The sequence below is a fragment of the Amycolatopsis sp. lyj-112 genome, from assembly GCF_046549055.1.
Classification (GTDB): Bacteria; Actinomycetota; Actinomycetes; order Mycobacteriales; family Pseudonocardiaceae; genus Amycolatopsis.
Genome location: NZ_JAJPWS010000012.1, coordinates 82671 through 108836 on the forward strand (window position 1 = coordinate 82671; position 26166 = coordinate 108836).

Below are 26166 nucleotides of genomic sequence, written 5' to 3' on the forward strand. Positions count from 1 at the left end.
TTTCCGGGTGACCGGACAGCGTGACCCAGGCCCGCGCCTGCGTGACCTCGCGATGCTGCGACGCGTCCGCGACCGGATCGACCGTGACTACGCGCAGCCGCTGGACGTCGAGGCGCTGGCGCGCGGCGTCCACGTCTCGGCCGGGCACCTGAGCCGGGAGTTCCGGGCCGCGTACGGCGAATCGCCCTACAGCTACCTGATGACCCGCCGGATCGAGCGAGCCAAGATGCTGCTGCGCCGCGGGGACATGTCCGTCACCGAGATCTGCTTCGACGTCGGTTTCTCGTCGCTGGGCACCTTCAGCACCCGATTCTCCGAACTGGTCGGCATGTCGCCGAGCGTGTACCGGCGCCAAGCGGAGGACGAGGTCCGGGGCATGCCCGGCTGCGTCGTCAAACAGGTCACGAGACCGATCAGGAATAAAGAAGCGGCTCCCCCGCGCGCCGACCTACCTTGACCTGCATGACCCTCTCCATCCACGCGTCGTTTCTCCCCGCCGACGATCCCGGCGCGTCGCTCGCCTTCTATCGCGACGTACTGGGCTTCGAGGTTCGCGACGACGTCGGCCATGAAGGCGCGCGCTGGATCACCGTCGGGCCGCCTGGACAGCCGCGGACGTCGATCGTGCTGCATCCCCCGGCCGTCGAACCCCGACTCACCGAAGAAGAGCGCGCCACGATCGTCGAACTGATGGCCAAGGGCAGCTACGGGGCCATCTTGCTCGCCACCCCGGACCTGATCGCGACGTTCGACCGTATCCAGGCGACCGGCGCCGACGTCGTCCAGGAACCGCTCGATCAGCCCTACGGCGTCCGCGACTGCGCTTTCCGCGACCCCGCGGGCAACCTGGTGCGGATCGAACAGCGGTAGCCCGGGGCCTCGGTGCGCGCGCACCGGGGCTCTCGGGTGATGATGAGCGGCGTGGAGATCGCGGTAGAGCTCGTCGCGCTGGTGGTGGCCGTTCTCCTGGTCACCGCCGCGGCACGGAAACTCGACTGGTCGGCGCCCCTGTGCCTGATCGCGGTCGGGGTCGTCGCCTCGTACATCCCGGGTGTCCCGGAGTACGAACTGGACCCGGAGGTCGTGCTGCTGGGGTTGCTGCCCCCGCTGCTGTACGCGACCGCGATCCGTACCTCGCTGATCGACTTCCGCCGCAATCGCGGGCCGATCCTGCTGTTATCGGTGGGTCTCGTCATCTTCACCACGGCCGCGGTCGGCGTCGTGGCCTGGCTGGTGATCCCCGGCCTGCCGCTCGCCGCCGGCCTCGCGATCGGCGCGGTGGTCGCCCCGCCCGACGCGGTCGCGGCCTCCGCGGTCGCCCGGAAGGTCGGGATGCCGCGCAAGCTGACCCGGCTGCTGGAGGGCGAGAGCCTGTTCAACGACGCGGCCGCGCTGGTCGCGCTGCGGACGGCCATCGCGGCCATCGCCGGTTCGGTCAGTCTCTGGCAGGTGGGCGGGGATTTCCTGCTCGCCGCGGGCGGGGGGCTGGTGATCGGGTTCGCCGTCGGCGCGCTCGCCGCGATGATCCGCACCCGGCTCCAGGATCCGGTCAGCGACACCGCGCTTTCGCTGGTGGTCCCGTTCGTCGCCTATCTGGCCGCCGAGGCGATCCACGGTTCCGGAGTGATCGCGGTGGTCATCGCCGGGCTGATCCTCGGGCACAAGTCGCCGAGCATGCTCTCGGGCCGGTCGCGGCTGGCCAGCAGGCTGAACTGGCAGACCATCCAGTTCCTGCTGGAGAACATCGTCTTCCTGCTGATCGGGTTGCAGGTCCGCCGGATCATGAGCGAGGTCGGGGAAAGCGGGCTGAGCGCGCTCCAGCTGGTCGTGATCTGCGTCGCCACCCTCGCCGCGACGATCGTCACCCGCATCATCTGGATGGTCGGGATCGGGCTCACGCGGCGGGTGTTCCGCCGTCATGCCTGGCCGTGGCGGTACTCGGCGGTGATCGCCTGGGCGGGCATGCGCGGTGTGGTCACGCTCGCGGCCGCGTTCGTGCTGCCCGCGGACACCCCGCAGCGTGCCGTGCTGGTCCTGGTGGCGTTCGTCGTCGTGGCGGGAACGCTGGTGCTGCACGGGACGACGTTGCCAGTGCTGGTGCGCCGGCTGCGGCTGCCTCCGCCCGATCCCGCCGAGGACGCGCTGCAGGAAGCCGCCGTCATCAACAACATGACGCGGGCCGCGCTCGAGGAACTGGAGAAGATCCGCACTCCCGACGATCCCGACGACATCGTCGAACGTCTCCGCAGCCGGCTCCAGCACCGGTCCGACTCCGCCTGGGAGGAACTCGGCAGGCAGAGCGCGCTGACCGAGACGCCGAGCGACGCCTATCGCCGTCTCCGGCTGAAGGTGCTCGAAGTCGAACGGGCGAAGTTCCTGGAGGCGCGGGACTCCGGGATGGCCGATGATGATGTCCTGCGCCGGATCCTCGAACGCCTCGACATCGAGGAATCCATGCTGGACAGGGAGGAGGAGGCCGTGCCGGACTCCGATCGGGAACTGCGCACGCCCGCCGCGACGGCGGGATCCTGCAAGCATCTGACCAAGGACTGGCCGGACAAGGAGCCCAGCTCCCCCGACGCGTGCGCCGAATGCGTCGCGACCGGCAGTACCTGGGTCCACCTGCGCAAATGCGTCAAATGCGGCAACGTCGCCTGCTGCGACTCGTCGCCGGGCAAACACGCGACGCAGCACTTCCACGACTCCCTGCACCCGGTGATGCGCAGCCACGAGCCCGGGGAGACCTGGCGTTGGTGTTTCGTGGACAAACAACTCGGCTAGGTCGGTATCGTCGGCGGTCATGAGCACCCCTGAGCAGGAGATCGAATACCGCCAGCACCGGTTCTCACCCCCGCCCGGTGCGACCGAGATCTTCCTTGTCCGCCATGGCGAATCAGCCCCGGCCAAGGCCAGCGCGCCGTTCGACTTGGTGGACGGGCAGGCCGACCCCGACCTCGCGCCGGAAGGCCGCGAGCACGCCGAGCGGGTCGGCTCCCGGCTCGCGGACGAACGGATCGCCGCGCTGTACGTGACGACGCTGCGGCGGACGCCGCAGACGGCGGCGCCACTGGCGGCGAAACTCGGCCTCACCCCGGAAGTCGAGCCGGACCTGCGGGAGATCCACCTCGGTGACTGGGAGAACGGGCTTTTCCGGCGCTACACCCACGAAGGCCACCCGATCGTCCAGCGTCTGTGGGAAGAGCAGCGCTGGGACGTCATCCCGGGCGCGGAGGCGATGGACGCCTTCGGCGGCCGGATCAAGGCGGCGATCGGCAGGCTCGCGGCCGCCAACCCGGACCGGCGGATCGCGGTCTTCACCCACGGCGGGGTGATCGGCGAAGTGTTCGCGCAAGCCTCCGGCGCGACGAACCGGTTCGCCTTCCTCGGCGCGGACAACGGCTCGATCTCACATCTGGTCGTCTCTGGCGACCACTGGTCGGTCCGGCGGTTCAACGATACGTCGCATCTGCAGGCTCCTTTCGGCTGATCCGCCCGGCCGCCACGAGGTGCACGGCGACCAGGACCGCGACGGCCTCCGCGGCCAGCAGGCCGATCAGCACGAGCACCTGCGTCACCCCGGCCTGCAACGGCCCGGCGCCACCGAGGAGCACCCCGACGTAGGCGCCGGGCAGGGTCACCAGACCGACGGTGCGGGTCTGGTCGAGTGCGGGGATGAGCGCGTGCCCGGCCGAAGGACGGCAGATCTCCAGCGCGGCCGGGCGCCGGGTGAAACCGAGCGCGAGCGCGGCCTCGTATTCGCCGTGCCGGGACACGAGTTCGTCCAGGGCACGCCGTGAGGCCTGGGAGGTCGCGGACATCGTGCCGCCGATGACGATCCCGGCGATCGGCACGATCGCGATGGGCTGCCACGGGACCACCCCGGACCCGAGCACGAGCGCCAGCACCGGCACGACCCCGGACGCGATGGCGAGCGCGACCCAGGCCAGGTCCTTGAGCACGCCGATGCGGCGCGCGGAGGTGAAGGCGGCGATCGCGAACATCAGCAGCACGAACCCGCCGGTCAGCCAACCGGACCGCAGGATCCCCACGATCACCAGCGAAACGGCCGCGAGTTGCACCACGGCCCGCGCGGCCGCGAAGAGGACGGACCTGCCTTCGCCCAGCTGTCCGAAGTGCACCACGGCCGCACCGAAGATCGCCAAGATGACGAGGACCGCGGCGAGCACGGGGCCGAAGGCGATCGCACCAGTGGTCATCCTGCTGATCCTGCCGCAGATTCGCGGTCAGGACAGGCTCTTTATGGCGGCACTGGTCAGGCAGCGCTGGTCAGGCCGTGCAGGTCACCGGCGCACCCGGAGCGTGCGCGCTGTTCTCGCTGACGGTCACGCCGTCGACGATGATCTTGCATTTGAGCAGGCCACTGCCGGCACCCCGCGCGGAGAGGCTGTAGAACTCGTCGCGGCCTTCCTGGCCTTCGCGTTCGAAGCCGGTGCTCCACGACTCCGCCACTTCGGCCTTCTGAAGGAGCTCCGAGCCCTGCGCGACATAAGTGACGTTCTGCGCGCCGTGGGCGCCGGAAAGTTCGTAGACGACCGAATGGGTCACCGTGCGCACGGCGGCGGCGACCTGCTCGACCTGCGGCGCCGGGGTGTTCTGCACCGGCTGGGAGGCCTTCGGCATCACGTAGGTGGTGAGGGTGACCGCCACGGCCATCACACCCAGCACGACCACGACCGTCCCGAGCGGCTTCAGCCTGCCCGGGGCACCCTGCGCCGGCGCCGATGCCGGAGGGGTCGCGGTGGGAACACTCATGGAGAGGTCTTCTCTCGTCCGAGCGCACTTCCATCGAGTGCGTCGACTACTTCTCGTTCAGAAGTGACTCCGCGTTAGCCGTTATCGGGAAGAAACCCGATATTCACCCTTTTGGGTGTCTTGGGCGACAGGGAGTACCTGGTCATGAGGCGATCGGCGTAAACGGACTGAGCCGGACAGCTCACTTTGAGTGACATCGGCCTAGCGCGTTTCTGTCGTGGCCCGGGGGCATCATGGCAGCCATGTATCGGGAGACCGTGGCACCCACCGGGCTGGGCGGCGTGGTGCGCTGCCTGTGGGAGTCCGCCGGGCAGGCGCCCAAGCGGATCGTGCCCGACGGCTGCGTCGACCTCGTCGCCGTCGACGGCGCCGTGTTCGTCGCCGGGCCGGACACCGCGGCCTGGTTGTGGGAGACGCCGCCCGGCGTCCGCGTGCGGGGGCTGCGGTTCGCCCCCGGCCGGGCGGGCGAAGCTCTGGGCCTGGGCGCGGACGAACTTCGCGACCAGCGCGTCTCTCTTCGCGATCTGTGGGGCTCCGGCGGGGAACTGATGGCCGAGCGAGTCCTCAGCGGCACCGCCTCTCTCGCCGACGTCGTCGCCGAGCGCCGCGCGGGACGGGCGGACCGGGAAGTCACCGAACTGATCGCCCGGCTCGACGGCGGCGCGCCCCGGGTCTCCGCCGCACTGCCGCCGCGCATGATCGGGGAACGGCAGTTGCGGCGGCGGTTCACCCTCGCGGTCGGCTACGGCCCGGCGACATATCTGCGCGTCGCCCGGTTCCAGCGGGCGATCGGGCTCGCCGGGCGCGATCTCGCGTCGCTGGCGGTTTCGGCCGGATACGCCGATCAGGCTCATCTGAGCCGGGATTGCCGTGAACTCGCCGGTGTGAAGGCGAGCGAATTCTTCCGGCGCTGATCAGCTTTCGCGGCGCTGCATCCCGGCCAAGCTGTGTCGTGCCAAAAAGTGCGCCGTGTCCACTGTGGACAGATACAGCGAGCGGTAGTGCGGGTAGAACTCGTCGTAGACGTCGGCGTCCGCGCCGGGGCGGACGATCTCGGCGACCGGGTTCCAGGCCTCGATATCCGGTTCCCGCCCCAGTGCGACGGACGCGAGGATCGCGTTGCCGAACGCGGCACCGATCGTCTCCCGGGGGATCTCCTGCTCGATCCGGGCGACGTCGCTGACGATCCGCGTCCAGACCCCGCCCCGCGTCCCGCCGCCGACCGCGACGAACCGCCGCGCTCCCCCACCGGCGTCCCGCATGGCTTCGAGGTTGTGCCGCACGCCGTACGCCGTGCCTTCCAGCGCCGCGCGGTACAGATCGGCGCGGCCGTGCGCGGTGGTTATGCCGGCGATGACGCCGCGAGCGTCCGGATCCGGCACCGGTGTCCGTTCTCCGGCGAAATAGGGCAGCATCAGCAATCCGCGGCTGCCCGCCGGGACCCGGCCCGCCTCGGCGGACAGTTCGCCGAACTCGCCGCCGACCAGTTCCCGCAGCCAGTCGGTGATCGCGCCGGACGTCGCCATTCCCGCGGCGAGCGAGTACGTGCCGGGGAAGACGCCACGCGTCGTCCACAATCCCGCCCCGGGACGGGGATCCGAGAGCACTTGGATCAGGAACATCGTGGTGCCGTACATGATCATCGTGTCGCCGGGTGTGGTGACTCCGGCGCCGGTCGCCTCGGCCCAGGCGTCCACCGTGCCCGCCGTCACCGGGATTCCTTGCGGCAGGCCGGTTTCCGCCGCCGCCTCGGCGGTGACCGCGCCGACCACCTCGGTCGGCCAGGCCAGCCTGGGCATCGCGATGCCCGGAGCGATCGCGGCCACCCTGTCCGGCGCCCACCGGGCCTCGCGCAGGTCGTACATCGGGTCGCACTGGCTCGCGGAATGGTGGTCGAGAACATATTCACCGGTCAGGCGCAGCACGAGGAACGAACTCGCCATCAGGAAGAGCCGCGCCTGGTCGAACACCTCGGGTTCGTTCTTGGCCAGCCAACGCCATTTCGGTCCGATGGCCTGTGAGCTGAGCGCGCTGCCACCACGCTCCACAATGGATTCCTCACCGAATTCCCCGGTGAGCTCCGTGATTTCGTCGTTCGCACGGGTATCGACGCCGTAAAGAATCGCCGGGCGCAACGGTTTCCCGGACGAGTCCGCGGCCAGGAGCACCGGTCCGATCCCGCTCACCGAGACTCCGATGATGGGATGATCCGCGCTCGCCGCGAGTTCCCGTGCCAGTACGAGGAAATCTTGCCACCACACGGCTTCGGCATCGTGCTCGAACCAGCCGGGGCGAGGCCGGGAGGTCGTATGGCCCCGGGATGCCCGTGCCACCACGGCGCCCCGGGAATCGACGAGGACACCTTTGGAACTCGAAGTGCCGATGTCGATGCCGAGCACCAGGCCCGGGTCGCTCACGGCACCTCCGAGTGAACAGCGCGGTGGAATGGCAAGGCGAGTACCGCGATCAGCGGATGGTAACGATTCCCGGCGACGCTATTCTTCCCGTGCGAAGGTGTCAAGACACCTGCAGAAGGGGAGGTCACGGTGGCCACCATCAACGACGTGGCGGCGAAGGCCGGGGTTTCGACGGCGACCGTGTCGAGGACGCTCAACGGAAAGTCCACTGTGGATCCGGCGCTGGCGGCACGGGTGCAGGCCGCCGCCGCGGAATTGGGATACCACCCGAACGGACTGGCGAGGAACCTGCGCCGTCAGGAGACCGCGGTCCTCGCGCTCATCATCTCCGACGTGGAGAACCCGTTCTTCACCGCGATCGCCCGGGGCGTGGAGGACATCGCGCAGACCGCGGGCTATTCGGTGGTGCTGTGCAACGCCGACGACAACGAGGAGAAGGAGCGGCGCTACATCGACGTCGCCCTGCAGGAACGGGTCGCCGGCGTCGTGCTCTCCCCCACCGGGCGCTCCACGAACGTGGACAGGCTGACCCAGCGCGGCACTCCCGTGGTCGCGGTCGACCGCCCGCTGCTGGAGAACACCGGCGACCAGGTGCTGGTCGACACCCGGCTCGCCGCGCTCGACGCGACGCGCCACCTGCTCGACGGCGGATACCGTCGGGTCGCGTGCGTGAGCGGGCCGCCGGGGGTGCGCACGGCCGAAGACCGGCTGGCCGGCTACACCGACGCCGTCGGTTTGGAGAACGTGCTCACCCGGCGCGCGGAGTTCCGTGCCGAGGGCGGCAGGCTCGCCGCGCTCAGCCTGCTGGACGAGCTGGAGCCGCCGGACGCCCTGCTGGTCGGCAACAGCACGATGGCGATCGGCGTATTGGAGGCGCTGGCCTCGCGCGGACTGCGCTCAGGACGGGACATCGGGATCGTGTCTTTCGACGACGCGCCGTGGACGACGCTGATCGACCCGCCGCTGACGGTGGTCGCCCAGCCCGCGAACGAGGTGGGCCGGGTCGCCGCCGGACTGCTGCTGGCCAGGATCGGCGACAGTACCCGGCAGGCGACGACCACCACGCTGCAGGCGAAGCTGATCGTGCGCCGGAGTTCGCGCAGGGACTGAAACGACGTGCCTGGGCGACCGGTTCGCACCGGTCGCCCAGGAACGCCCCACCCCCTTGTTCCCCCAAGCCGGCCCCATACCAGCCGGGTTCCCCGAAGCGGTGGGAAGAAATCGATTACCTTTCGGAAGGTAAGTTCCCCTTCGCGGCATGTCAAGCCGAGCACCCTGGACAAGCTCGCCCGATCCGGGCAAACTGATGCGGACTTGCCTACTGCGCGTGTTTGATTCCGTGCCCTCTGTGTTCATCTCTGGTGAATTCACCCACGAAATCGAGATGAGACCGCACGAACCCGCACATCCGCGTTACCCTAGGCGCATGTCCATAGCGCTCGAGCACGTCCTCGCCAAGGCTGGCCTGAAGGTCGACGCCAACGAGTTCCTGACCCTCGTGGAGGACGCGGCGCGAAGGCTTTCCCCGCCGAACCCCGACCCGTCGCATTACTTCTCGGCGGATCAGCGTGCCGCGCTCACCGATGTCGGCCTGGATCTCGCCCCCCGGGACGAGAACGAGCCCGACTTCCGGGCCCGGACGGTCGCGGCGCACGCCGTGCTCGCCGATTCGGCGCTGAGCGTGATGGAGGCGGCGAAAGCGCTCGGCGTGGACGACAGCCGTATCCGCCACCGTCTCAAGGAAGGCAGGCTCACCGGCTGGAAGGACCAGGGCTGGCGGCTGCCCGCATGGCAGTTCACCGGTTCCGGGGTGCTGCCCGGCCTGGAGGTCGTGCTGCGCGCGGTGCCCGAGGACCAGCCCGCGCTGGTCGTGGCCGCGTTCATGAGCACTCCGCAGGCGGATCTGGTGATCAACGAACATCCCGCCACCCCGCGCCAATGGCTGCTCTCCGGCGGAGACCCCGAACATGTTGCAAGACTGGTGGCCACACTCGGCTCGCCGTTCTAAGGTGTTCTGCCCGACGACGGAAAATTTCAGTCGGGGGTAGGCCGTAGGCTGACCCCACCGAGCAAGATCACCCGACAAGGACGGACGACAACCGAGGTATGGCCCGGCTCCCTCTGCCGCCCGCACGCTCTGTCCTGGTCAAGGAGCTGCACCGCACCGATGACGTGGTGACGGTGCATCCCGGAACCAGGCTGGTCAGGATCTTCACCGCGCACGGCAACCACCCCCAGCAGTGGAACACGTTCCGCTACAGCGGCCCGCTCCCCCACGGCCGTTTCGACCCGCAGACCCCCGGTCGCGGCGGTCGTCCGGTGACCGACCCCGGGAACGGCGTCCTGTACTTCGGGCTCACCGTGCGCACGAGCATCGCGGAGGTCTTCCAGACCACGTCGACGGTCGACCGCAAATCCCGCGGTCCGCGCCTCGTCGTCGTCCGGCCCACCCGAACGCTGCGGCTGCTCGACCTCGCCGGCCTCTGGCCGACCCGCGTCGGCGCCTCACAGGAGATCTCCAGCGGCCCCAAGAAGATCACCCAGGCCTGGGCCCGCGCCATCCGCGCGGCGTTCGGCGACCTCGACGGCGTCTGGTACCGGTCGTCCATGGACTCCGGCGGCCCGGCACTCGCCCTGTGGGACCCGCCGGCCGGGGACGCGCTGCCCATCGCGCCGGACGTCCTGCTGCCACTGGACCATCCGGGACTCGACGTCCCGCTGGGCCGGGTGTGCGAAGAGCTGAACTACACGCTGTTGAGCTGATCCCCGTGCTATGAACGACTCGTTACTTGCAAATTTTGCAAGTAACGAGTCGTTCATAGCATCCGGTGACCCGAAGATCAGAGGTGCCGGCTCCACCACTCCAGCACGGCGTCGAAGCGCTGCACCCGGTGCCGCGGCTGCCCGGAGCGCGTGAGTTCGTGACCCTCGCCCGGGAACAGCAGGAACTCGGCGTCGACCCCGTTCTGCCGCAGCGCCACGTACATCCGCTGCCCCTGCTCGATCGGGCAACGCCAGTCCTGCTCCGAATGCACGACGATGAACGGGATGTCGATCTTGCCCGCGTAGGTCAGCGGGCTGCACTTGCGTTGTTCTTCGGGATCGTCGCCGACGTAGCCCCCGGCGAAGAACCAGCCGATGTCGGAGCTGCCGGTGAACGAGTCGAACGCGTTGACCGCACGCTCGCTCCACGCGGCGCGGAACCGGCCGCCGTGGTGCGCGGCGAGCCAGCTGGTCATGTAGCCGCCGTACGAGCCGCCCATCACGCCGACGCGGTCACTGTCCAGATTGGACAGTTCCAGCGCTTTGTCCAGCAGCGTCAACAGATCCGACGCGTCGACGGTGCCGAAGCCGCCGATGATGCTGCGGCCGTGGCTCTCACCGTAGCCCGCCGAACCGCGCGGGTTCCCGAGGACGACGGCGTAGCCGGCCGCCGCGAGCACCTGCGCCTCGTCGAAGACCTTCCATTCATACGGCGCGAACGGTCCACCGTGGATCATCAGGACCACGGGATGCGGGCCCTCGCCTTCGGGGCGGACGATCCAGCCGTGCACCGGGTAGCCGTCGGACGCGGTCGCGTCGAGCTCTTCCAGCGGCAGGATCCCGATGTCCCGCAACGCTTTCGAGTAGTCCGTGAGCACGCGAGGCTCCGCAGTGCCCGATTCGGGCAGCAGCACGATGTCGCCGGAACTCTCCGGGGTGCCGATCACCGCGACGATCCGTTCGCCGTCGACGGCGAACGCCTTCACCGCGGTGCGTTCCCCCGCCAAGCGCCGCAACGACTTCAGCTCCGCCAGGTCCGCGTCGAGCGGGACGGCGCGCAGTTCGGCGGCACCCCGCGTGCGGACCACGACGAGTACGTCGTCACCGAGGACGACCGGCACCCCGGCGGCGATGTCGCAGTCCACCGATTCGACGTCGGTCAACCGCCGCGGCGAAGACGGCTCGTCACCGGCGGGCCACGGCGCGCTCCACAGCCCGGTATTGCGGGCGACCTCCGCCAGGCCGGGGAATTCGGTGCCGTAGAACAGGATCGAGCCATCCGGTGCGGCGACCGGCTTGGCGGCGGTGCCCGGGGTACGGACCAGCAGACGGGGTTCGCCACCCGCGGCGGGCACGGCGTAGACGTCCGAGCGGACGGTGTCCTCGACGGCCCAGTCACGCGGCGCGACGATCAGCACGGACTCGCCGTCGACCGTCCACGAAGGATGCTCGACGTCGGCGCGGTCGTCGGTCAGCGGGGTCGCTTCGAACAGTTCGGCCCCGGAAAGCGCGGCGACGGCGTCCACGACGAACAGCCGCTGCGGGCGATCGTTGAGGAACCCGGTCTCGTCGACCCGGTAGAAGAGGTTCGTGATGTGCCGCGGCGCTTCCTCCCCCGGTTCCGGGGTCTCGCCGTCTTCGTTCTCCGTGCCGTAGCGCCCCGCCTCGGGCACGCGGGCCACGAAGGCGATCCGGCGGGAATCGGGCGCCCACACCGGGGCTCCCGCTCCGAGGGGAAGGTCGGTGATCCGCTTCGCGTCGCCGCCGGCCGCGGCGATCACGTGCACCTGCGGCTTCGCCTCGCGACCGGAGCCTTCCCCCACGCGGAGGAAGGCGACCCACCGGCCGTCCGGGGAGATGGCGGGGGCGGAGTCCTTGGTCCCGTGAGTCCAGGGCCCTTCCCCGCCGCCGTCCAGGCCGACCCGGTGCAGGCCGCCGCGGTAGCTATTGGTCTTTAGATCGGGCCTGCTCACAGCGGTGAGCAGGAGGTCTCCACGCAGCGCCGGGGCGCCGGGGACCGTCAGGGCTTCGATGTCGACAGGACGCACGGCCCCGACGGTACCCGATCCTTAGCAGTTCTAACTACCTACCGGACTTTCCCGCTCCGCGGCTTCCAGCTTCTTCGCCTTCGAGAGGCTGGCCACCGTGGTGACCGTCAGGACCACGACGATGACGCCGAGGGAGACCCAGTTGTTGATGTCCAGCCAGTCCGGCACCACGTGGTACTCGTGCAGCGCGTGCAGGAACAGCTTGGCGCCGATGAAGGCGAGGATCACCGCGAGGCCGTAGGACAGGTACACCAGCTTGGTGACCAGGCCACCGAGCAGGAAGTACAGCTGGCGCAGGCCCATCAGCGCGAAGGCGTTGGCGGTGAAGACCAGGAACGCCTCCTGGGTGATACCGAAGATCGCCGGGATCGAGTCGACGGCGAACAGCAGGTCCGCACTGCCGATCGCGACGATCACCAGGAACATCGGGGTGATCCAGCGCTTGCCGTCCTTCTTCACGAAGGACTTGTGCCCGTGCCACTCGTTGGTGACCGGGAAGAGCTTGCGCACCCAGCGGGTGAGCGCGTTCTCCTCGTACTCCTCGCCCTCGTCCTTGTTGCGGACCATGCTGACCGCGGTCCAGATGAGAACGGCGCCGAAGAGGAAGAAGACCCAGACGAACTGCGCGATCAGCGCGGCGCCCACGGCGATGAACACACTGCGCATGGCGAGCGCGAGCAGGATGCCGATCAGCAGCACGCGGTGCTGGTGGATCGCGGGAACCTTGAACGACGTCATGATGATCATGAAGATGAACAGGTTGTCGACGCTCAGCGAGTACTCGGTGATGTACCCGGTGAAGAACTCGACGCCGGGGTCGTGTCCCCCGAAGATCCAGACACCGATACCGAACGCGACGGCCACGGCGACGTAGAAGATGACCCATCGCGCGGCTTCGCCGGTGGTCACCTCATGCGGCTTGCGATCGACGATGACGAGGTCGAGAGCGATCAGCGCGAGCAGACCGCCGACCGTGGCGATCCATAGCCACAGGGGAACAGACATGTAACCAACCCTCCGGAAAGTGCACAGCAGCGACTAACCGGAGGTCTCTTCCGCCGGTATGGAAACCGGCCGACGGTGCCGGGGGCCTGCGAAGACCACCGTGCTGACGACACCGCCGCGAAGGAATACTCCCCTCACAGCTGGTCTAGTTTGACCTGTCTGTACGCATGGCGCCAGTTAAGGTTGCCCTTGTCACCAAGATGGTGGCGTAACTCCCGTCACACTCACCTCTTCTTCAACGATAGATACCCATTCTGACGGCGACCTAACGTCACGCTTGTGTGTTCTGCGTGAGCTCGGCGAAGCGTTCTCAGCTTCGGGCGAATACGGTCATTCCGTGCCCCGAATCCCGCTCCCTCGAACGCGCGGCGCCCGCCTCACGGCGCTCGCCGCGGTCGTGGTGGTCCTGGCCGCCGCGGCCGTCGTGTGGACGAACAGCGATCCCGCTCCGTCCGCGGTGAAAACCCAGGAAGCGACCCTCGACATGCCCGAAGTGCCGGGCTCGTCGGAGGTCGTCACCATCGACACGACGATGTACGTCCCCGAGCAGACCCCGGCCCCCGCCGTCCTGCTCGCCCACGGTTTCGGAGGGGACAAGAACAGCGTCGCCACCGAAGCCCGCGAACTCGCCGACAAGGGCTTCGTCGTCCTTGCCTGGTCCGCTCGCGGTTTCGGCCGCAGCACCGGGAAGATCGCGCTGAACGACCCCGACCGCGAGGTCGCCGACGCCCGGAAGCTGGTCGATCACCTCGCGAGCCGTCCGGAGGTGCTCAGTGAGAACGGCGACCCGAAGGTGGCCGTGTCCGGCGCCTCCTACGGCGGTGCGCTGTCGCTGCTGCTCGCCGGTACCGACAAGCGGGTCGACGCGATCGCGCCGGTGATCACCTACAACGACCTCGCGCAGGGCCTCTTCCCCAACGCGGCCGCCCCGGCCGCGCCGTCGGCCACCACCCCGTCGGCGGGCGCGTTCGCCGCGGACGGTGTCTTCAAGAGGTCGTGGGCGGGCATCTTCTTCTCGGCCGGTTCCGGTGCGGCGCAGGGCGGCTCCCCCGCCAACGACGCGCCCGAAGCGGGCGACGAGACCAGCGAATCGGGTGCGGCACAGGGTGCGGGAGCGGCGGACGCCGCCGCCGACTCCCTTCCGCTCGGTGGCCCCGGCGGCCAGCGGCCCACGCCCGGGCAAGCCGACCCTTGTGGACGGTTCACCGCCGACGTCTGCCAGGCCTACACCGAACTCGCCACCACCGGTAAGGCGAGCCAGAAGACCACGGACCTGCTCCGCCGCGTCTCCCCCTCGTCCGTGACGGACAAGATCACCGTCCCGACCCTGCTGGTGCAGGGCGAAAGCGACACGCTGTTCGGTTTGGACCAGTCCGACGCGACCGCCCGGCAGATCGCCGCGGCGGGCGGCAAGGTCCGCACGATCTGGTACACCGGCGGCCACGACGGCGGGAAGCCGGGAACGAAGCTGCGGGCGCAGATCGCCGACTTCCTCAAGTTCTCGCTGACCGGCCAGGGCGCCGATCCCGGCACCGGATTCAGCTACGACATCCAGGGCACGCTGCGGGCCAACGGCGCCCCGTCGGTCCGCACGGTCACCGCACCGGCGTACCCGGGTGCCACCGGGGACGCGGCCGAACGGCGGCCGTTCGCGCTGGCCGGTCCGGCCCAGCCGGTCGTCCGGCCCGCCGGCGGCAACCCCGCCGCGATCAGCGGGATCCCCGGTCTCAACGGCGCGGTCGCGGGCTCGTCCCGGCTGTCCGGGCTGTTCAGCGTGGACCCGCCCGGCCAGGCCGCGCAGTTCACCACGCAACCGCTCGACGCGCAGACGATCGTGGCCGGTTCGTCGACGGTCCGCCTCCAGGTTTCGGCGGATCCGGCGACGACCGCGCCGCGGGGTGAAGCCGTCCTGTTCGCGAAGCTCTACGACGTCAACTCCGAAGGCGTACGCACGCTTCCGGCGAACGCCGTCGCACCGTTCCGCGTCTCCGGTCTGCCCGCCGACGGCAGCCCGGTCGAGGTGACGGTGACCCTGCCGGGCATCGTGCGGCCGCTGGAGGCCGGGCATTCGCTCAGGCTGGTCGTCGGTACCACCGACCAGGCGTTCGCGACGCCGGTCGAGCCCGCGGTGTTCCGCATCGCGCTGGCCGAGGGCGGACAGCTCGGCGTCCCGGTCGTCCCGGGTACGTCGGTCGGCGCGGGAGCGCCCACCGGGCAACTGCTCGGGATCGTGGGCACACTGCTCGCGGGCATCGCGATCGCGGTGATCGCCGCGTTCCGCCGCCGCCGCGCACACGACGTCGACGAGAGCCTGGCGAAGACGCCGCTGGTGATCGAAGGCCTGCACAAGTCCTACGCGGGCGGATTCGTCGCGGTGAAGGACCTGTCGTTCCGGGTCGAACCCGGCCAGGTCCTCGGCCTGCTCGGGCCCAACGGCGCGGGCAAGACGACGACCCTGCGCATGCTGATGGGGCTGATCACGCCGTCGGCGGGCCACATCCGCGTGTTCGGCCACCTGATCGCGCCCGGCGCGCCGGTGCTGTCCCGGATCGGGTCCTTCGTGGAGGGTTCGGGCTTCCTCCCGCACCTGTCCGGCAAGGAGAACCTCGCGCTGTACTGGGCGAGCACGGGCCGTCCGGCCGAGAGGGCGCATTTCGCCGAGGCACTGGAGATCGCCGGGCTCGGCGACGCCGTGAACCGGCGGGTCCGCACCTACAGCCAGGGCATGCGGCAGCGGCTCGCGATCGCGCAGGCGATGCTCGGCCTCCCGGAGCTCATGGTGCTCGACGAACCGACCAACGGGCTCGACCCGCCCCAGATCCACCAGATGCGCGAGGTGCTCCAGCGCTACGCGGCGACCGGGCGCACCGTGGTGGTGTCGAGCCACCTGCTGGCCGAGGTCGAGCAGACCTGTACGCACGTGGTCGTGATGCACCGCGGCATGCTTGTCGCCTCGGGCGAGGTCGGCGAACTCGCGGCTTCCAGCGGCGAGGCGACGTTCCGCGTCGACAAGCCCGCCGAAGCGGCCGAAGCGCTGCGCAAGGTCGGCGGCGTTTCCGGCGTCGACGTCGAAGGTGAACTGGTCCACGCGGACCTGGACGGTCTCGCCCGCGCCGAAGCGGTCGCCGCACTCGTGCGGGCCGGGGTCGCGGTCGACCAGGCCGGGCCGAGGCGTCGTCTGGAAGACGCGTTCCTGCAGCTGGTCGGAGAGGACTCGAAGGGTGAGTAAGACCAATGGTTCCGGCCCGGTGACCCGGGCGGATCACGGCGTGCACACCGACCCGGCCGCGCTGCTGGAGTTGACCGAGGTCGCGTCGCACGAACGGACCGAGGTCGGCCCGGACGGCGCCGTCGCCGGCTACCGCGCCGAGCGGACGCTGAGGCTCAGCGTCGAACTGAAACGGCAGCTCAAACGACGGCGGACCCAGCTCATGCTGGGTTTCGTCGCGCTGCTGCCGTTCATCCTGGTGATCGCGTTCGAGATCGGACAGTCCAACCCGAACCGCCGCAGTGGCGGTTTCGTCGACCTCGCCACCGCGAGCGCGCCGAACTTCGTGGTGCTCGCGCTGTTCGTCTCCGGGACGTTCCTGCTGCCGATGATCGTGGCGCTGTTCTACGGCGACACGATCGCGAGCGAGGCGTCGTGGTCGAGCCTGAAGTACCTGCTCGCGATGCCGGTCCCCCGGCACCGGGTGCTGCGGCAGAAGGCGATCGTCTCGGGGATCCTGTCGGCGGTGGCGCTGATCTTGCTGCCGTTGGTGTCGCTGATCGTCGGCGTCATCTGGTACGGCGCGGGTGACGCGATCAGCCCGACCGGGGACGCGGTGTCGTTCGGCGACAGTCTCATCGCCATGGGGCTGGCGACGATCTACATCATCCTGCAGCTGGCCTGGGTGGCCGGCCTGGCGATGCTGCTTTCGGTCGCCACCGACGCCCCTCTCGGCGCCGTCGGCGGTGCGGTGATCGTCGCGATCGTTTCGCAGATCCTCGACCAGATCACCGCGCTGGAAGGGCTGCGGGATTACCTGCCGACGCATTTCGCGTTCTCGTGGATGGATCTGATCTCGACCGACATCGACTGGACGAACATGGCGAGCGGCATGTTGTCCGCGACGTTGTACGGCACGGTGTTCTTCCTCCTCGCCGGCCGCCGGTTCGCGACGAAGGACATCACCAGCTGACAGCGTTTCCGCACTGAACAACCCGCCGGGGCCCACCGGGAAGACGAAATACTCTTCCTTGGTGGGCCTCGGTTTTCACTGCCCGTGGCGACCTTCACCCATTAGCGGTGAAATGCGGTGATTCATGCGCATGCGAACATTGATTTTCCGATCATCGACTCATTGGGTGAAAAGTTCCCTTTCATCTTCGATGGCCTCCGAGAAATCCTTATCTTCAGGGAAAGGTGCCGACGCGAAAGAGAAAGCGGGGACGTCACCATGACCCAGTCGATCGAGATCCCGGTCCAGGAATTCTCTGTTGCTTGGACCATGAGCGCGGGAAAGGGCGGCCGGGTCGGATTCGCCGCTTCGGGCCAGGTGACGCTCCTCGACAACAAGCGGTTCTACAAGATCGACGGGGTCCTCTACATCTCAGAGGGCAGCGCCTACTGCGGCGACATCGGCAACCCGCACCTGTTCGTCCGCCGCAACGGCGTCGAAGAGAGCGGCAGGCAGTGGGGCTGGGAGACGATCTGCAACCGCAAGTCCTGCAGCAGGCTGTGCGCGATGGACGCCTACTTCGTCCGCACGGGTTACTGGGCTCCCGCCGACAGGGCCATTCAGCTGAGCATCGGCGCCGAGACCGGCTGGAACCGCAAACGGTCCTTCAGCCCGACGGTCACCCTGCGCCTGAAGGACTGATCGGTCCACTGTAGATCTTCGCGGGCTCGGGTACGGTCGGGCTCATGGCCACCTCTTCGATCCGCGTGGACGACGAAGGCGGAATCGCCGTCGTCACCCTGCAGCACGGCAAGGCGAACACCCTCGACACCGAGTTCTGCCGGGAACTGATCGTCCGGCTCGAAGACGTCCAGCTCGGCGGCTATCGCGGTGTCGTGCTGACCGGCTCCGGGAACATCTTCTCCGCGGGCGTCGACCTGCGCCGGGTGCGCGACGGCGGCGCGGGCTACGTCGACGAGTTCCTGCCCGCGCTGTCGGACGCGTTCCTCTCGGTGTTCGGCTTCCCCGGCCCGGTGATCGCGGCCCTCAACGGCCACGCGATCGCCGGCGGGGCGGTGCTCGCCGCCGCGTGCGACCGCCGGATCCTCTCCTCGGGACCGAGCCGGATCGGGATCACCGAACTGCTCGTCGGCGTGCCGTTCCCGTTGGCGGCACTGGAGGTCCTGCGGTCCGGGTTCGGCGCGGACGTCGTCGCCGAACTCGCGTTCCTCGGCGAGACGCATCTGCCCGACGACGCGCTGCGGCTCGGCCTGGTGAACGAGGTGACCGACCCGGGGACCGTGCTGCCGCGGGCGCTGGAAGTGGCCAGGAAACTCGCCGAGATCCCGGCGGCCGCGTACGCGCACACGAAGGCGCAGCTGCACCGGCCGTTCCACGAGCGGATCGCCGAACACCGCACCGGCGACGACGCCCACGTCCTCGAACTGTGGAGCTCCCCCGAGGCGCTCGCGTCCATCACGGCCTACGTCGACCGGGTGCTCAGCGGCGGCAAGTGACGCGTCCCGGTCACCGGGACGGACTCCGGATAGCCGATTGCCCACCGGCGGGGACTCTGTGAGTATCCGTCCGCTGAACAGGTCGGCGATGGGGAGGGCACGGATGCGGAAGTTCGCGGGCGCGTGGTCGGTACTGGTGGTTACGGTTCTCGCGCTGGCCGGGCTGACCCCGGCCGCGCAGGCGGCACCCGAGGACATCAAGGACGCGCTCGGCCGGATACCCGGCCTGACCGTCGTCTCGGAGAACCCGGCACCCACCGGCTACCGGTTCTTCAAGCTCACCTTCACCCAGCCCGCCGACCACCGCAGGCCGTCGGCCGGCACCTTCCAGCAGCGATTCACCTTGCTGCACAAGGAGTTCCGGGCGCCGACCGTGGTGTTCACGAGCGGGTACAACGTGTCGGAATCGCCCAACCGCTCCGAGCCGACCCAGATCGTCGACGGCAACCAGCTTTCGATGGAGTACCGGTACTTCACCCCGTCGAGGCCGGACCGGCCGGACTGGGGCAAGCAGCTGACGATCTGGCAGGCCGCCGCCGACCAGCACCGCGCCGTCGAGGCGTTCAAGCGGATCTACCCGGGCAAGTGGCTGGCCACCGGCGGCAGCAAGGGCGGGATGACGGCGACCTACTTCCGTAGGTTCTTCCCGAACGACGTCGACGCGACGATCCCCTACGTCGCGCCCAACGACGTCATCAACTCCCACGACCGCTACAACCGGTTTCTCGGAGGCGTCGGCAACGATCCCGCCTGCCGCTCGGCGCTGAAGGCGATCCAGCGCGACGTGCTGACGCGGCGGTCCGAGTTCGCGGCGCTCGCCGCGGCCGACGCGGCGAAGAACGGCTACACGTTCTCGATCGTCGGCTCGGCGGACGTCTCGCTGGAGATCTCGGTGATCGACTCGCACTTCGCCTTCTGGCAGTACCAGAAGCAGGCGGACTGCGCGACGGTCCCGAAGGCCGGCGGCCCGGCGACCGAGATCTACGCCTGGTTCGAACGCGTCGAAAGCCTCAACACGTACTCCGATCAGAACCTCGGCGGCTACGTCCCCTACTACTTCCAGGCGTCGTACCAGCTCGGTGCTCCGGAGTCCTACGAGAACTACCTCCGGGACGTCCTGCGCTACCCGGGCAGGAACACGTCGCGGTCGTTCGTGCCGAAGTCGGTCGACATCCCGCGGTTCGACCATCTGGCGATGCCGGACATCGACTTCTGGGTGAAGACGCAGGGAAAGCGGCTGCTGTACGTCTACGGCGAGAACGACCCGTGGAGTGCCGAACCGTTCGAGCTGGGCTTCGGCTCCAAGGATTCCTACAGCTACACCGTGCCCGGCGGGAACCACGGCTCGCGGATCGCGCAGCTCCCGGCGGCCCAGGCCGCTGAGGCGACGAACACCGTACGGCGGTGGGCCGGTCTTCCGCCGGTCACGACCGGTGTGACCACGCGTTCGGTGCCGGCCGAGTTCCCGGACTTCGACGCGGACCTGACCCTGCTGAACCGGCCGCGTCTCTGAAACCCTGCGTTTGAACCCATGCGTTTCGTCCTCTAGTTGCGGTAGTTGCACACGCAAGGACCGCAACTAGAGGACTAAACGCGGCTATTTGATACCTGCGGCGTCCATTCCGCGGAGTTCCTTCTTGAGGTCCGAGACCTCGTCGCGCAGCCGGGCGGCCAGTTCGAACTGCAGGTCGCGCGCGGCCTGCATCATCTGCTCGGTCATCTGCTGGATGAGATCCGCCAGCTGGGCGCGCGGCATCCCGGAGACGTCCTTGTCGGCCAGCATCCCGGAGCTGCGCACGCGGTCGCCCTGCTCGGGCTTCTTGCCCCGCGACGAGTTCCGGCCCGAACCGCCGACGGCGACGGACTCCGAGTCCTCGGCCTCGCTGTAGACGCGGTCCAGGATGTCGGCGATCTTCTTCCGCAGGGGCTGCGGGTCGACCCCGCGCTCCACGTTGTAGGCGACCTGCTTCTCGCGGCGGCGGTCGGTCTCGTCGATCGCGTGCTGCATCGAGGCGGTGATCTTGTCGGCGTACATGTGCACCTCGCCCGACACGTTTCGCGCCGCACGGCCGATCGTCTGGATCAGCGAAGTGCCGCTTCGGAGGAAGCCTTCCTTATCCGCGTCGAGGATCGCTACCAGCGACACCTCGGGCAGGTCGAGACCCTCACGGAGCAGGTTGATGCCGACGAGCACGTCGAAATCGCCCGCGCGCAACTGCCGCAGCAGCTCGATCCGGCGCAGCGTGTCCACCTCAGAGTGCAGATACCGCACCCGGATTCCCAGCTCCAGCAGGTAGTCGGTGAGGTCCTCGGACATCTTCTTGGTGAGCGTGGTGACCAGGACGCGCTCGTCCTTCTCGGCCCGCTCGCGGATCTCGTGCACCAGGTCGTCGATCTGGCCCTCGGTGGGCTTCACGACCACCTTCGGGTCGACCAGGCCGGTCGGCCGGATGACCTGCTCGACGAACTCACCGCCCGCCTGGCCCATCTCGTACGGCCCCGGCGTCGCGGACAGGTACACCGTCTGCCCGATCCGGTCAGTGAACTCCTCCCAGGTCAGCGGGCGGTTATCGACCGCGCTGGGCAGCCGGAAGCCGAACTCGACCAGGTTCCGCTTGCGCGACATGTCGCCTTCGAACATCCCGCCGATCTGCGGGACCGTCTGGTGCGACTCGTCGATGACCAGCAGGAAGTCTTCCGGGAAGTAGTCGATCAGGGTGGCGGGCGCGGTTCCGGCGGCGCGGCCGTCGATATGCCGCGAGTAGTTCTCGATACCCGAGCAGAACCCGACCTGGCGCATCATCTCGATGTCGTAGGCGGTGCGCATCCGCAGCCGCTGCGCCTCGAGCAGCTTGCCCTGCTTGTCCAGCTCCGCGAGCCGATGCTCCAGCTCTGCCTCGATACTGTGGATCGCCTTCTCCATCCGCTCGGGGCCCGCGGCATAGTGCGTCGCCGGGAAGATCCGGACCTCGTCGACCTCTTTCACGATGTCGCCGGTGAGCGGGTGCAGGTAGTACAGCTTCTCGATCTCGTCGCCGAAGAACTCGACGCGGATCGCCAGTTCCTCGTACGCCGGGATGATCTCGACCGTGTCGCCGCGGGCGCGGAACGTGCCGCGCGCGAACGCGATGTCGTTGCGGGAGTACTGCACGTCCACCAACGCGCGGAGGAAGACGTCGCGGTCGAGCTGCTCGCCGACCTTCAGCTTCGAGGACCTGTCGAGGTACGACTGCGGGGTGCCGAGACCGTAGATGCAAGAGACACTCGCGACCACGATGACGTCACGCCGGGACAACAGGTTCATCGTCGCCGAGTGCCGCAGCCGCTCGACGTCGTCGTTGATCGACGAGTCCTTCTCGATGTAGGTGTCCGTCTGCGCGATGTACGCCTCGGGCTGGTAGTAGTCGTAGTAGCTGACGAAATATTCGACCGCGTTGTGCGGGAACAGCTCCTTCAGCTCGTTCGCCAGCTGCGCGGCCAGCGTCTTGTTCGGCGCCATCACCAGCGTCGGCCGCTGGACGCGCTCGATCAGCCAGGCCGTCGTCGCCGACTTACCGGTACCCGTGGCGCCCAGGAGCACGACGTCCCGCTCGCCCGCGTTGACGCGGCGTTCGAGGTCGTCGATGGCCGCCGGCTGGTCACCGGCGGGCTTGTAGTCGCTGACCACTTCGAACCGGCCGCCGGTCCGGGGGACGTCGGTGACCGGGCGGTGATCCGATTGAGCGAGCACGGGGTGTTCGGTTGCGAAAGCCACGACGACCAGAGTAGGCGCTGGGTCCGACAGTTTCCGGTCCGCCTGGTCAGCGGCTCAGGAACAGTCACAGCAGGAACAGCAGTCACAACAGTCACAGTCGCAGTCACAGCTTTCGCGGGGCTTGCCGCTCCACGGACCGGGGAACGGGTCCCGGCAGCAGACCTGGCAGGAGCAGCACATGTAGGTGGCCACCGCGCAGCCGAAGAAGAAGTTCCGCGGTTTGGGCGGGACCCGGAACTTCGGCACCCAGCACCCACCGCCCTGACCGTCGACCGGCGGCCCGCCGTGCTTCCCCTTCTTCTTCGGCGGCTCCTGGGGCGGGCCGCCGCCGCCGGGGGCGCCCGGCGGCGGCGCCTGGTAGCCGCCCTGCGGGTACTGCTGGGGCGGGTGCTGCTGGTGGGGATACTGCTGCGGCCGCGGTCCGGGTCCGATCCAGCCCGGCGGCGGCTGCTGCGGGCCGTGCCCATGTCCATCCCCAAGCCCGAGGTGGCCGTGGCCGAAGGCGCGCCGGACGGCCTGGCGCAGTTCGTGCACCAGCAGGGCGTGCACGAGCGTGGGCTGGTCGAACCGCACCTCACGCAACGCGAGTTCGACGCCGAGCACGGCGTCGTCGCACAGCCGTCGTGCCTCGGCGAGCCCGGTGCCGGTGGCCGTGAGCGGGTTCCACGCCCCGGCCGCCTCGTCCTCGGCGAGGTCCTCGACGGCGTCGAGCAGGTGTGCGGCCCGGCCGAACAGCCGCCCGGCCTCGGCCAGCGGCACGGCGTTCTCCGGACGCCCGGCCAGCACGGCGGTATGGGCGAACGCGGCCGACGTGGCCAGCTCGGCAGGTTCGGTGGCGAGCACCGCCGAATCACCCAGCCGGACGGCGCTTTCGATCTCGCCCTGCCGGTCCACGGCCTCGGTCAGGACCGCGGTGTCGAAGCCGATCCGGATACCGGTCCGGCTCCCCTGGTCCGCCCAGCGGGTGGCCACCCGGCGTGCGGCGACGGCGACCGACCGCCGCGCGAAGGCGCCGTCACGGTCCTCGACGTGGTCACTGATCTTGGCCGAGGCCAGCACCAGGGAGACCGCCGCCGCGAGCTGGGCACCACCGCCCTGTGCGACCGAAGTCCCCTTCATCGCCCGAAGCGGGCACGGCCCGGCGTCCCGGCGCCCCTCCGCACGCGGCGACTGGGCTTCGACCAGCGCGGAGATGATCAGGCCGTCGTAGTTGGTGACCATCCGCGCGAGCTGGCCGTGTTCGTCGCGCAGCGCCAGGCAGAGGCCGCAGAGGTGGGCGAGCCACTCAGCGTGCAGGCCGTCGGAAAGCCGGTGACGGCACGGCCTGATGATCCCGAACATGCGTGGTCTCCCCCGAATCACCCGTACAGCGGAACCAACGCACCCTATCCGCCGTCGCGGCGCTACTCCCGCGGAACGACGTAACCGTGATCGTCCACCCGGTTGGGCGGTGTTCGCGGACGCCGTGGCCTTCCAAGATGGGCGCATGACCGCGCTGCACCCGCCGAAGGTCGAGTACTTCGACCCGGCCACGAAGACCAACACCGACCCCAAGGGCGTTGTGAGGGACGTCGAGGAATACCGCGAGGAGTCCTTCGGGCTGTACATGGCCAGGCCGACCCCGGGGCGCACGCAGTTCCACTACCTCGAATCCTGGCTGCTGCCGGAGCTGGGCCTGCGGATCACCGACTTCTGGTTCAACCCCGGCCATGAACGTGATCAGGACTTCTACCTCGACGTCGTCGACATCCGCCGCGAAGGCGGGGTGTGGGTCGCCACCGATCTCTACCTCGACCTCGTCCTGCGGGACAAGGACTCCGTCCAGGTGATCGACACCGACGAACTCCTCGACGCCGTCACCTCGGGCCTGCTGTCCCCCGCCGACGGCGATCGCGCGCTCAGGATCAGTCACACGACCGTGGACGGGCTGGCCACGCACGGCCACGACCTGCGGGCTTGGCTGTCCACAAAGGACATCACGCTGGGCTGGCGGCGGCACTGAAACCGCCCGCATCCATCGATCGGTTGACACTGCCTCATCCCCTCGACTGAAACATACTGTCCGACCGAAGGACGCTCCCCCAGCGCCGTTGCGGGACTCTCGATCACGAACGAATCCGATCGAGAGGGGGCGGAACCCATGGTCGTCGAGACCGAAGGGGTCCGAGGACGGTACGGGGAGCGAGTGCCGGCCGAGGTCCCGGCGTTCGCGAAGGCCCCGGTGCTGGCGGTCGCCGGGGCGATGGGCGCGGTGCTGGCCGCGACCGCCGGGCGCTACGGGTATTTCGGGGACGAGCTGTACTTCCTGGCGGCCGGCCGGCATCTGGACTGGGGGTATGCCGACCAGCCGCCGCTTTTGCCGCTCCTGGCGCGCCTGATGGACGCGTTCGGCGCCGATTCCCCGTTCGTCCTGCGGATTCCGGCGATGCTGGCGATGGCCGCGAGTGTCGTCCTGACGGCGTTGATCGCGCGGGAACTGGGCGGCGGCCGCAAGGCGCAGCTGATCTCGGCGGCGGCCTTCGCGGTGTCCACCCAGATGCTCGGCAGCGGGCACTACCTGGCGACGAACACCATCGACCCGTTCCTGTGGACGCTGCTGATCTGGCTGCTCGTCCGCTGGGTCCGGACCAGGGCGGACGGCCTCCTGATCTGGGGCGGAGTGGTGACGGGGCTCGCGTTGAACACGAAGTTCCTCATCGGCGCGTTCTGGGTCGTCGCGCTGGCCGCGGTGGTCGTCCTCGGTCCTCGTGACCTGATCCGCCGCCCGGCGCTGTGGATCGGCGCGCTGATCGCCGCCGCGATGATCGCGCCCACCCTGCTCTGGCAGGCCGCGAACGGGTGGCCGCAACTGGCGATGGGCTCGGCGATCTCCCAGGAGGTCTCGGTCGGCTGGGGCGGCCGGGCCCTGTTCCTCCCCACTCTCGTGGTGAGCGCGGGCTTTCCGATCGGATTGATCCTGGTCTCCTACGGCCTGTGGCGGCTGCTGCGGTCCGAGCGGCTGAGGCCGTACCGGTTCCTCGGCTGGACGGCGATCGGCGTGCTCGCCGTGTTCCTCGTGGCCAACGGGCGCTACTACTACGCGGCCGGGATGTTCGCCCCGCTGTTCGCGGCGGCCGCCGTCGAGATCGAGGCCGGCCAGGCCGCGAAAGGGTGGCGGTGGCTCACCACCTGGCCGGTGTTCGTCGTGGCCGCGGCGATCGCGATCCCGCAAGCGCTTCCGCTCGTTCCGCAGGCGTCCGTGGCGGTCACCCCGGCCTGGGCGCGGCCGATCTTCGCCGACGAGGAGATCGGCTGGCGGGAGATCACGGAATCGGTGGCGCAGGTCTACCGCGGCGTACCCGATCCGGCGCGGACCGGGATCGTCGCGGCGAAGTACTGGCAAGCGAGCGCGATCGACCACTATGGACCGGAGCTGGGGCTGCCGTCGCCGTCGAGCCCCAACCGCGGCTACTCGACGCTGCCGAGGCCGCCGGAATCGGCGCGGGACATCCTGTTCGTCGGGAACGACCCTTCCGTGCTTGTGCCGCACTTCACGGAAGTGCGCGAGGCCGGCGCCCTCGACAACCGGGCCGGGGTCCGGAATGTAAGTCAGGGCATGAAGATCTGGCTGGCGACCGGCCGGAACGGAACCTGGGACGAGATATGGCCGTCGCTCGAGGATTGGGGCTTCTGAGCGCCGCCGGTCCTCTCACGACCGACGTCGCGGGCACCTGGCACGTAGGGTGCGAA

Annotated in this window: 22 protein-coding genes; 15 read left to right on the top strand and 7 right to left on the bottom strand. The window is 69.1% G+C overall.

Going from position 1 to position 26166, the window contains the following annotated elements:
• Positions 1 to 52: 52 nt before the first annotated feature.
• The 4 genes from ACLJRL_RS31585 to ACLJRL_RS31600 are packed head-to-tail and all read left to right on the top strand — an operon-like array spanning position 53 to position 3487.
• Complete coding sequence (locus tag ACLJRL_RS31585) at positions 53 to 457, top strand: helix-turn-helix transcriptional regulator (protein WP_410660127.1); 405 nt, start codon at positions 53 to 55, stop codon at positions 455 to 457.
• A gap of 5 nt (positions 458 to 462) precedes the next feature.
• Entirely contained in the window at positions 463 to 870 is a 408-nt protein-coding gene (locus ACLJRL_RS31590; protein WP_410659980.1) for a VOC family protein, read from the top strand.
• A gap of 42 nt (positions 871 to 912) precedes the next feature.
• Positions 913 to 2781 carry a Na+/H+ antiporter gene (locus ACLJRL_RS31595; protein ID WP_410660128.1) on the top strand — a complete coding sequence of 623 codons (1869 nt, stop codon included), beginning with the start codon at positions 913 to 915 and terminating at the stop codon, positions 2779 to 2781.
• 19 nt (positions 2782 to 2800) lie between these two features.
• The gene (locus ACLJRL_RS31600; protein WP_410659981.1) at positions 2801 to 3487 is read left to right on the top strand and encodes a histidine phosphatase family protein; all 687 of its coding nucleotides are present in this window, start codon (positions 2801 to 2803) and stop codon (positions 3485 to 3487) included.
• Here ACLJRL_RS31600 and ACLJRL_RS31605 read toward each other — a convergent pair.
• A complete protein-coding gene (locus ACLJRL_RS31605; protein ID WP_410659982.1) occupies positions 3450 to 4217 on the bottom strand; it encodes an ABC transporter permease in 768 nt (255 codons plus the stop codon). The two genes, ACLJRL_RS31600 and ACLJRL_RS31605, sit on opposite strands and share 38 nt — an antisense overlap.
• A 70-nt stretch (positions 4218 to 4287) precedes the next feature.
• Entirely contained in the window at positions 4288 to 4773 is a 486-nt protein-coding gene (locus ACLJRL_RS31610) for an MmpS family transport accessory protein (protein WP_410659983.1), read from the bottom strand.
• Positions 4774 to 5006: 233 nt separating this feature from the next.
• Between ACLJRL_RS31610 and ACLJRL_RS31615 the strand changes: the two genes are divergently transcribed.
• Entirely contained in the window at positions 5007 to 5687 is a 681-nt protein-coding gene (locus ACLJRL_RS31615) for a helix-turn-helix domain-containing protein (RefSeq protein WP_410659984.1), read from the top strand.
• On the opposite strand, the gene ACLJRL_RS31620 is transcribed toward ACLJRL_RS31615, so the two are convergent.
• Positions 5688 to 7190 carry an FGGY-family carbohydrate kinase gene (locus ACLJRL_RS31620; protein WP_410659985.1) on the bottom strand — a complete coding sequence of 501 codons (1503 nt, stop codon included), beginning with the start codon at positions 7188 to 7190 and terminating at the stop codon, positions 5688 to 5690.
• A 129-nt stretch (positions 7191 to 7319) separates the two neighbouring features.
• Between ACLJRL_RS31620 and ACLJRL_RS31625 the strand changes: the two genes are divergently transcribed.
• From ACLJRL_RS31625 to ACLJRL_RS31635, 3 genes are all read left to right on the top strand, one after another.
• Complete coding sequence (locus tag ACLJRL_RS31625) at positions 7320 to 8300, top strand: LacI family DNA-binding transcriptional regulator (RefSeq protein WP_410659986.1); 981 nt, start codon at positions 7320 to 7322, stop codon at positions 8298 to 8300.
• A 316-nt stretch (positions 8301 to 8616) separates the two neighbouring features.
• The gene (locus ACLJRL_RS31630; RefSeq protein WP_410659987.1) at positions 8617 to 9198 is read left to right on the top strand and encodes a DNA-binding protein; all 582 of its coding nucleotides are present in this window, start codon (positions 8617 to 8619) and stop codon (positions 9196 to 9198) included.
• Between the two features lie 98 nt (positions 9199 to 9296).
• On the top strand, positions 9297 to 9953 hold the full coding sequence (locus ACLJRL_RS31635; RefSeq protein ID WP_410659988.1) for an RES family NAD+ phosphorylase: 657 nt from the start codon (positions 9297 to 9299) through the stop codon (positions 9951 to 9953).
• A gap of 77 nt (positions 9954 to 10030) precedes the next feature.
• On the opposite strand, the gene ACLJRL_RS31640 is transcribed toward ACLJRL_RS31635, so the two are convergent.
• Together ACLJRL_RS31640 and ACLJRL_RS31645 are read right to left on the bottom strand one after the other, a co-directional pair.
• Positions 10031 to 12001, bottom strand: a complete 1971-nt coding sequence (locus tag ACLJRL_RS31640; RefSeq protein WP_410659989.1) for a S9 family peptidase — start codon at positions 11999 to 12001, stop codon at positions 10031 to 10033.
• Positions 12002 to 12031: 30 nt separating this feature from the next.
• Entirely contained in the window at positions 12032 to 13006 is a 975-nt protein-coding gene (locus tag ACLJRL_RS31645; protein WP_410659990.1) for a TerC family protein, read from the bottom strand.
• A 337-nt stretch (positions 13007 to 13343) separates the two neighbouring features.
• Here ACLJRL_RS31645 and ACLJRL_RS31650 point away from each other — a divergent pair, with 337 nt between their 5' ends.
• The 5 genes from ACLJRL_RS31650 (at position 13344) to ACLJRL_RS31670 (ending at position 20196) form a co-directional block, all read left to right on the top strand.
• Positions 13344 to 16235, top strand: a complete 2892-nt coding sequence (locus tag ACLJRL_RS31650; protein WP_410659991.1) for an alpha/beta fold hydrolase — start codon at positions 13344 to 13346, stop codon at positions 16233 to 16235.
• Entirely contained in the window at positions 16228 to 17187 is a 960-nt protein-coding gene (locus ACLJRL_RS31655) for an ABC transporter permease (protein ID WP_410659992.1), read from the top strand. The genes ACLJRL_RS31650 and ACLJRL_RS31655 overlap by 8 nt, the downstream gene beginning before the upstream one ends.
• A 258-nt stretch (positions 17188 to 17445) precedes the next feature.
• The gene (locus tag ACLJRL_RS31660) at positions 17446 to 17868 is read left to right on the top strand and encodes a hypothetical protein (RefSeq protein ID WP_410659993.1); all 423 of its coding nucleotides are present in this window, start codon (positions 17446 to 17448) and stop codon (positions 17866 to 17868) included.
• A gap of 44 nt (positions 17869 to 17912) precedes the next feature.
• Complete coding sequence (locus ACLJRL_RS31665; RefSeq protein WP_410659994.1) at positions 17913 to 18683, top strand: enoyl-CoA hydratase/isomerase family protein; 771 nt, start codon at positions 17913 to 17915, stop codon at positions 18681 to 18683.
• A 103-nt stretch (positions 18684 to 18786) separates the two neighbouring features.
• Positions 18787 to 20196: a S28 family serine protease gene (locus tag ACLJRL_RS31670; protein ID WP_410659995.1), complete on the top strand. Its 1410-nt coding sequence runs from the start codon at positions 18787 to 18789 to the stop codon at positions 20194 to 20196.
• Between the two features lie 84 nt (positions 20197 to 20280).
• Here the strand turns inward: ACLJRL_RS31670 and uvrB are convergent, their stop codons facing one another.
• Entirely contained in the window at positions 20281 to 22437 is a 2157-nt protein-coding gene (uvrB, locus tag ACLJRL_RS31675; protein WP_410659996.1) for an excinuclease ABC subunit UvrB, read from the bottom strand.
• 54 nt (positions 22438 to 22491) lie between these two features.
• On the bottom strand, positions 22492 to 23778 hold the full coding sequence (locus tag ACLJRL_RS31680; protein WP_410659997.1) for a DUF5685 family protein: 1287 nt from the start codon (positions 23776 to 23778) through the stop codon (positions 22492 to 22494).
• A 145-nt stretch (positions 23779 to 23923) separates the two neighbouring features.
• Between ACLJRL_RS31680 and ACLJRL_RS31685 the strand changes: the two genes are divergently transcribed.
• The gene (locus tag ACLJRL_RS31685) at positions 23924 to 24439 is read left to right on the top strand and encodes a DUF402 domain-containing protein (RefSeq protein WP_410659998.1); all 516 of its coding nucleotides are present in this window, start codon (positions 23924 to 23926) and stop codon (positions 24437 to 24439) included.
• A 138-nt stretch (positions 24440 to 24577) separates the two neighbouring features.
• Positions 24578 to 26110 carry an ArnT family glycosyltransferase gene (locus ACLJRL_RS31690; RefSeq protein WP_410659999.1) on the top strand — a complete coding sequence of 511 codons (1533 nt, stop codon included), beginning with the start codon at positions 24578 to 24580 and terminating at the stop codon, positions 26108 to 26110.
• Positions 26111 to 26166 lie beyond the last annotated feature (56 nt).

Coding starts and splice junctions, on each gene's coding strand:
- ACLJRL_RS31585 (WP_410660127.1), top strand. CDS start 53: ATGCTGCGACGCGTCCGCGACCGGATCGACCGTGACTACGCGCAGCCG.
- ACLJRL_RS31590 (WP_410659980.1), top strand. CDS start 463: ATGACCCTCTCCATCCACGCGTCGTTTCTCCCCGCCGACGATCCCGGC.
- ACLJRL_RS31595 (WP_410660128.1), top strand. CDS start 913: ATGAGCGGCGTGGAGATCGCGGTAGAGCTCGTCGCGCTGGTGGTGGCC.
- ACLJRL_RS31600 (WP_410659981.1), top strand. CDS start 2,801: ATGAGCACCCCTGAGCAGGAGATCGAATACCGCCAGCACCGGTTCTCA.
- ACLJRL_RS31605 (WP_410659982.1), bottom strand. CDS start 4,217: ATGACCACTGGTGCGATCGCCTTCGGCCCCGTGCTCGCCGCGGTCCTC.
- ACLJRL_RS31610 (WP_410659983.1), bottom strand. CDS start 4,773: ATGAGTGTTCCCACCGCGACCCCTCCGGCATCGGCGCCGGCGCAGGGT.
- ACLJRL_RS31615 (WP_410659984.1), top strand. CDS start 5,007: ATGGCAGCCATGTATCGGGAGACCGTGGCACCCACCGGGCTGGGCGGC.
- ACLJRL_RS31630 (WP_410659987.1), top strand. CDS start 8,617: ATGTCCATAGCGCTCGAGCACGTCCTCGCCAAGGCTGGCCTGAAGGTC.
- ACLJRL_RS31635 (WP_410659988.1), top strand. CDS start 9,297: ATGGCCCGGCTCCCTCTGCCGCCCGCACGCTCTGTCCTGGTCAAGGAG.
- ACLJRL_RS31645 (WP_410659990.1), bottom strand. CDS start 13,006: ATGTCTGTTCCCCTGTGGCTATGGATCGCCACGGTCGGCGGTCTGCTC.
- ACLJRL_RS31660 (WP_410659993.1), top strand. CDS start 17,446: ATGACCCAGTCGATCGAGATCCCGGTCCAGGAATTCTCTGTTGCTTGG.
- ACLJRL_RS31665 (WP_410659994.1), top strand. CDS start 17,913: ATGGCCACCTCTTCGATCCGCGTGGACGACGAAGGCGGAATCGCCGTC.
- ACLJRL_RS31670 (WP_410659995.1), top strand. CDS start 18,787: ATGCGGAAGTTCGCGGGCGCGTGGTCGGTACTGGTGGTTACGGTTCTC.
- ACLJRL_RS31680 (WP_410659997.1), bottom strand. CDS start 23,778: ATGTTCGGGATCATCAGGCCGTGCCGTCACCGGCTTTCCGACGGCCTG.
- ACLJRL_RS31685 (WP_410659998.1), top strand. CDS start 23,924: ATGACCGCGCTGCACCCGCCGAAGGTCGAGTACTTCGACCCGGCCACG.
- ACLJRL_RS31690 (WP_410659999.1), top strand. CDS start 24,578: ATGGTCGTCGAGACCGAAGGGGTCCGAGGACGGTACGGGGAGCGAGTG.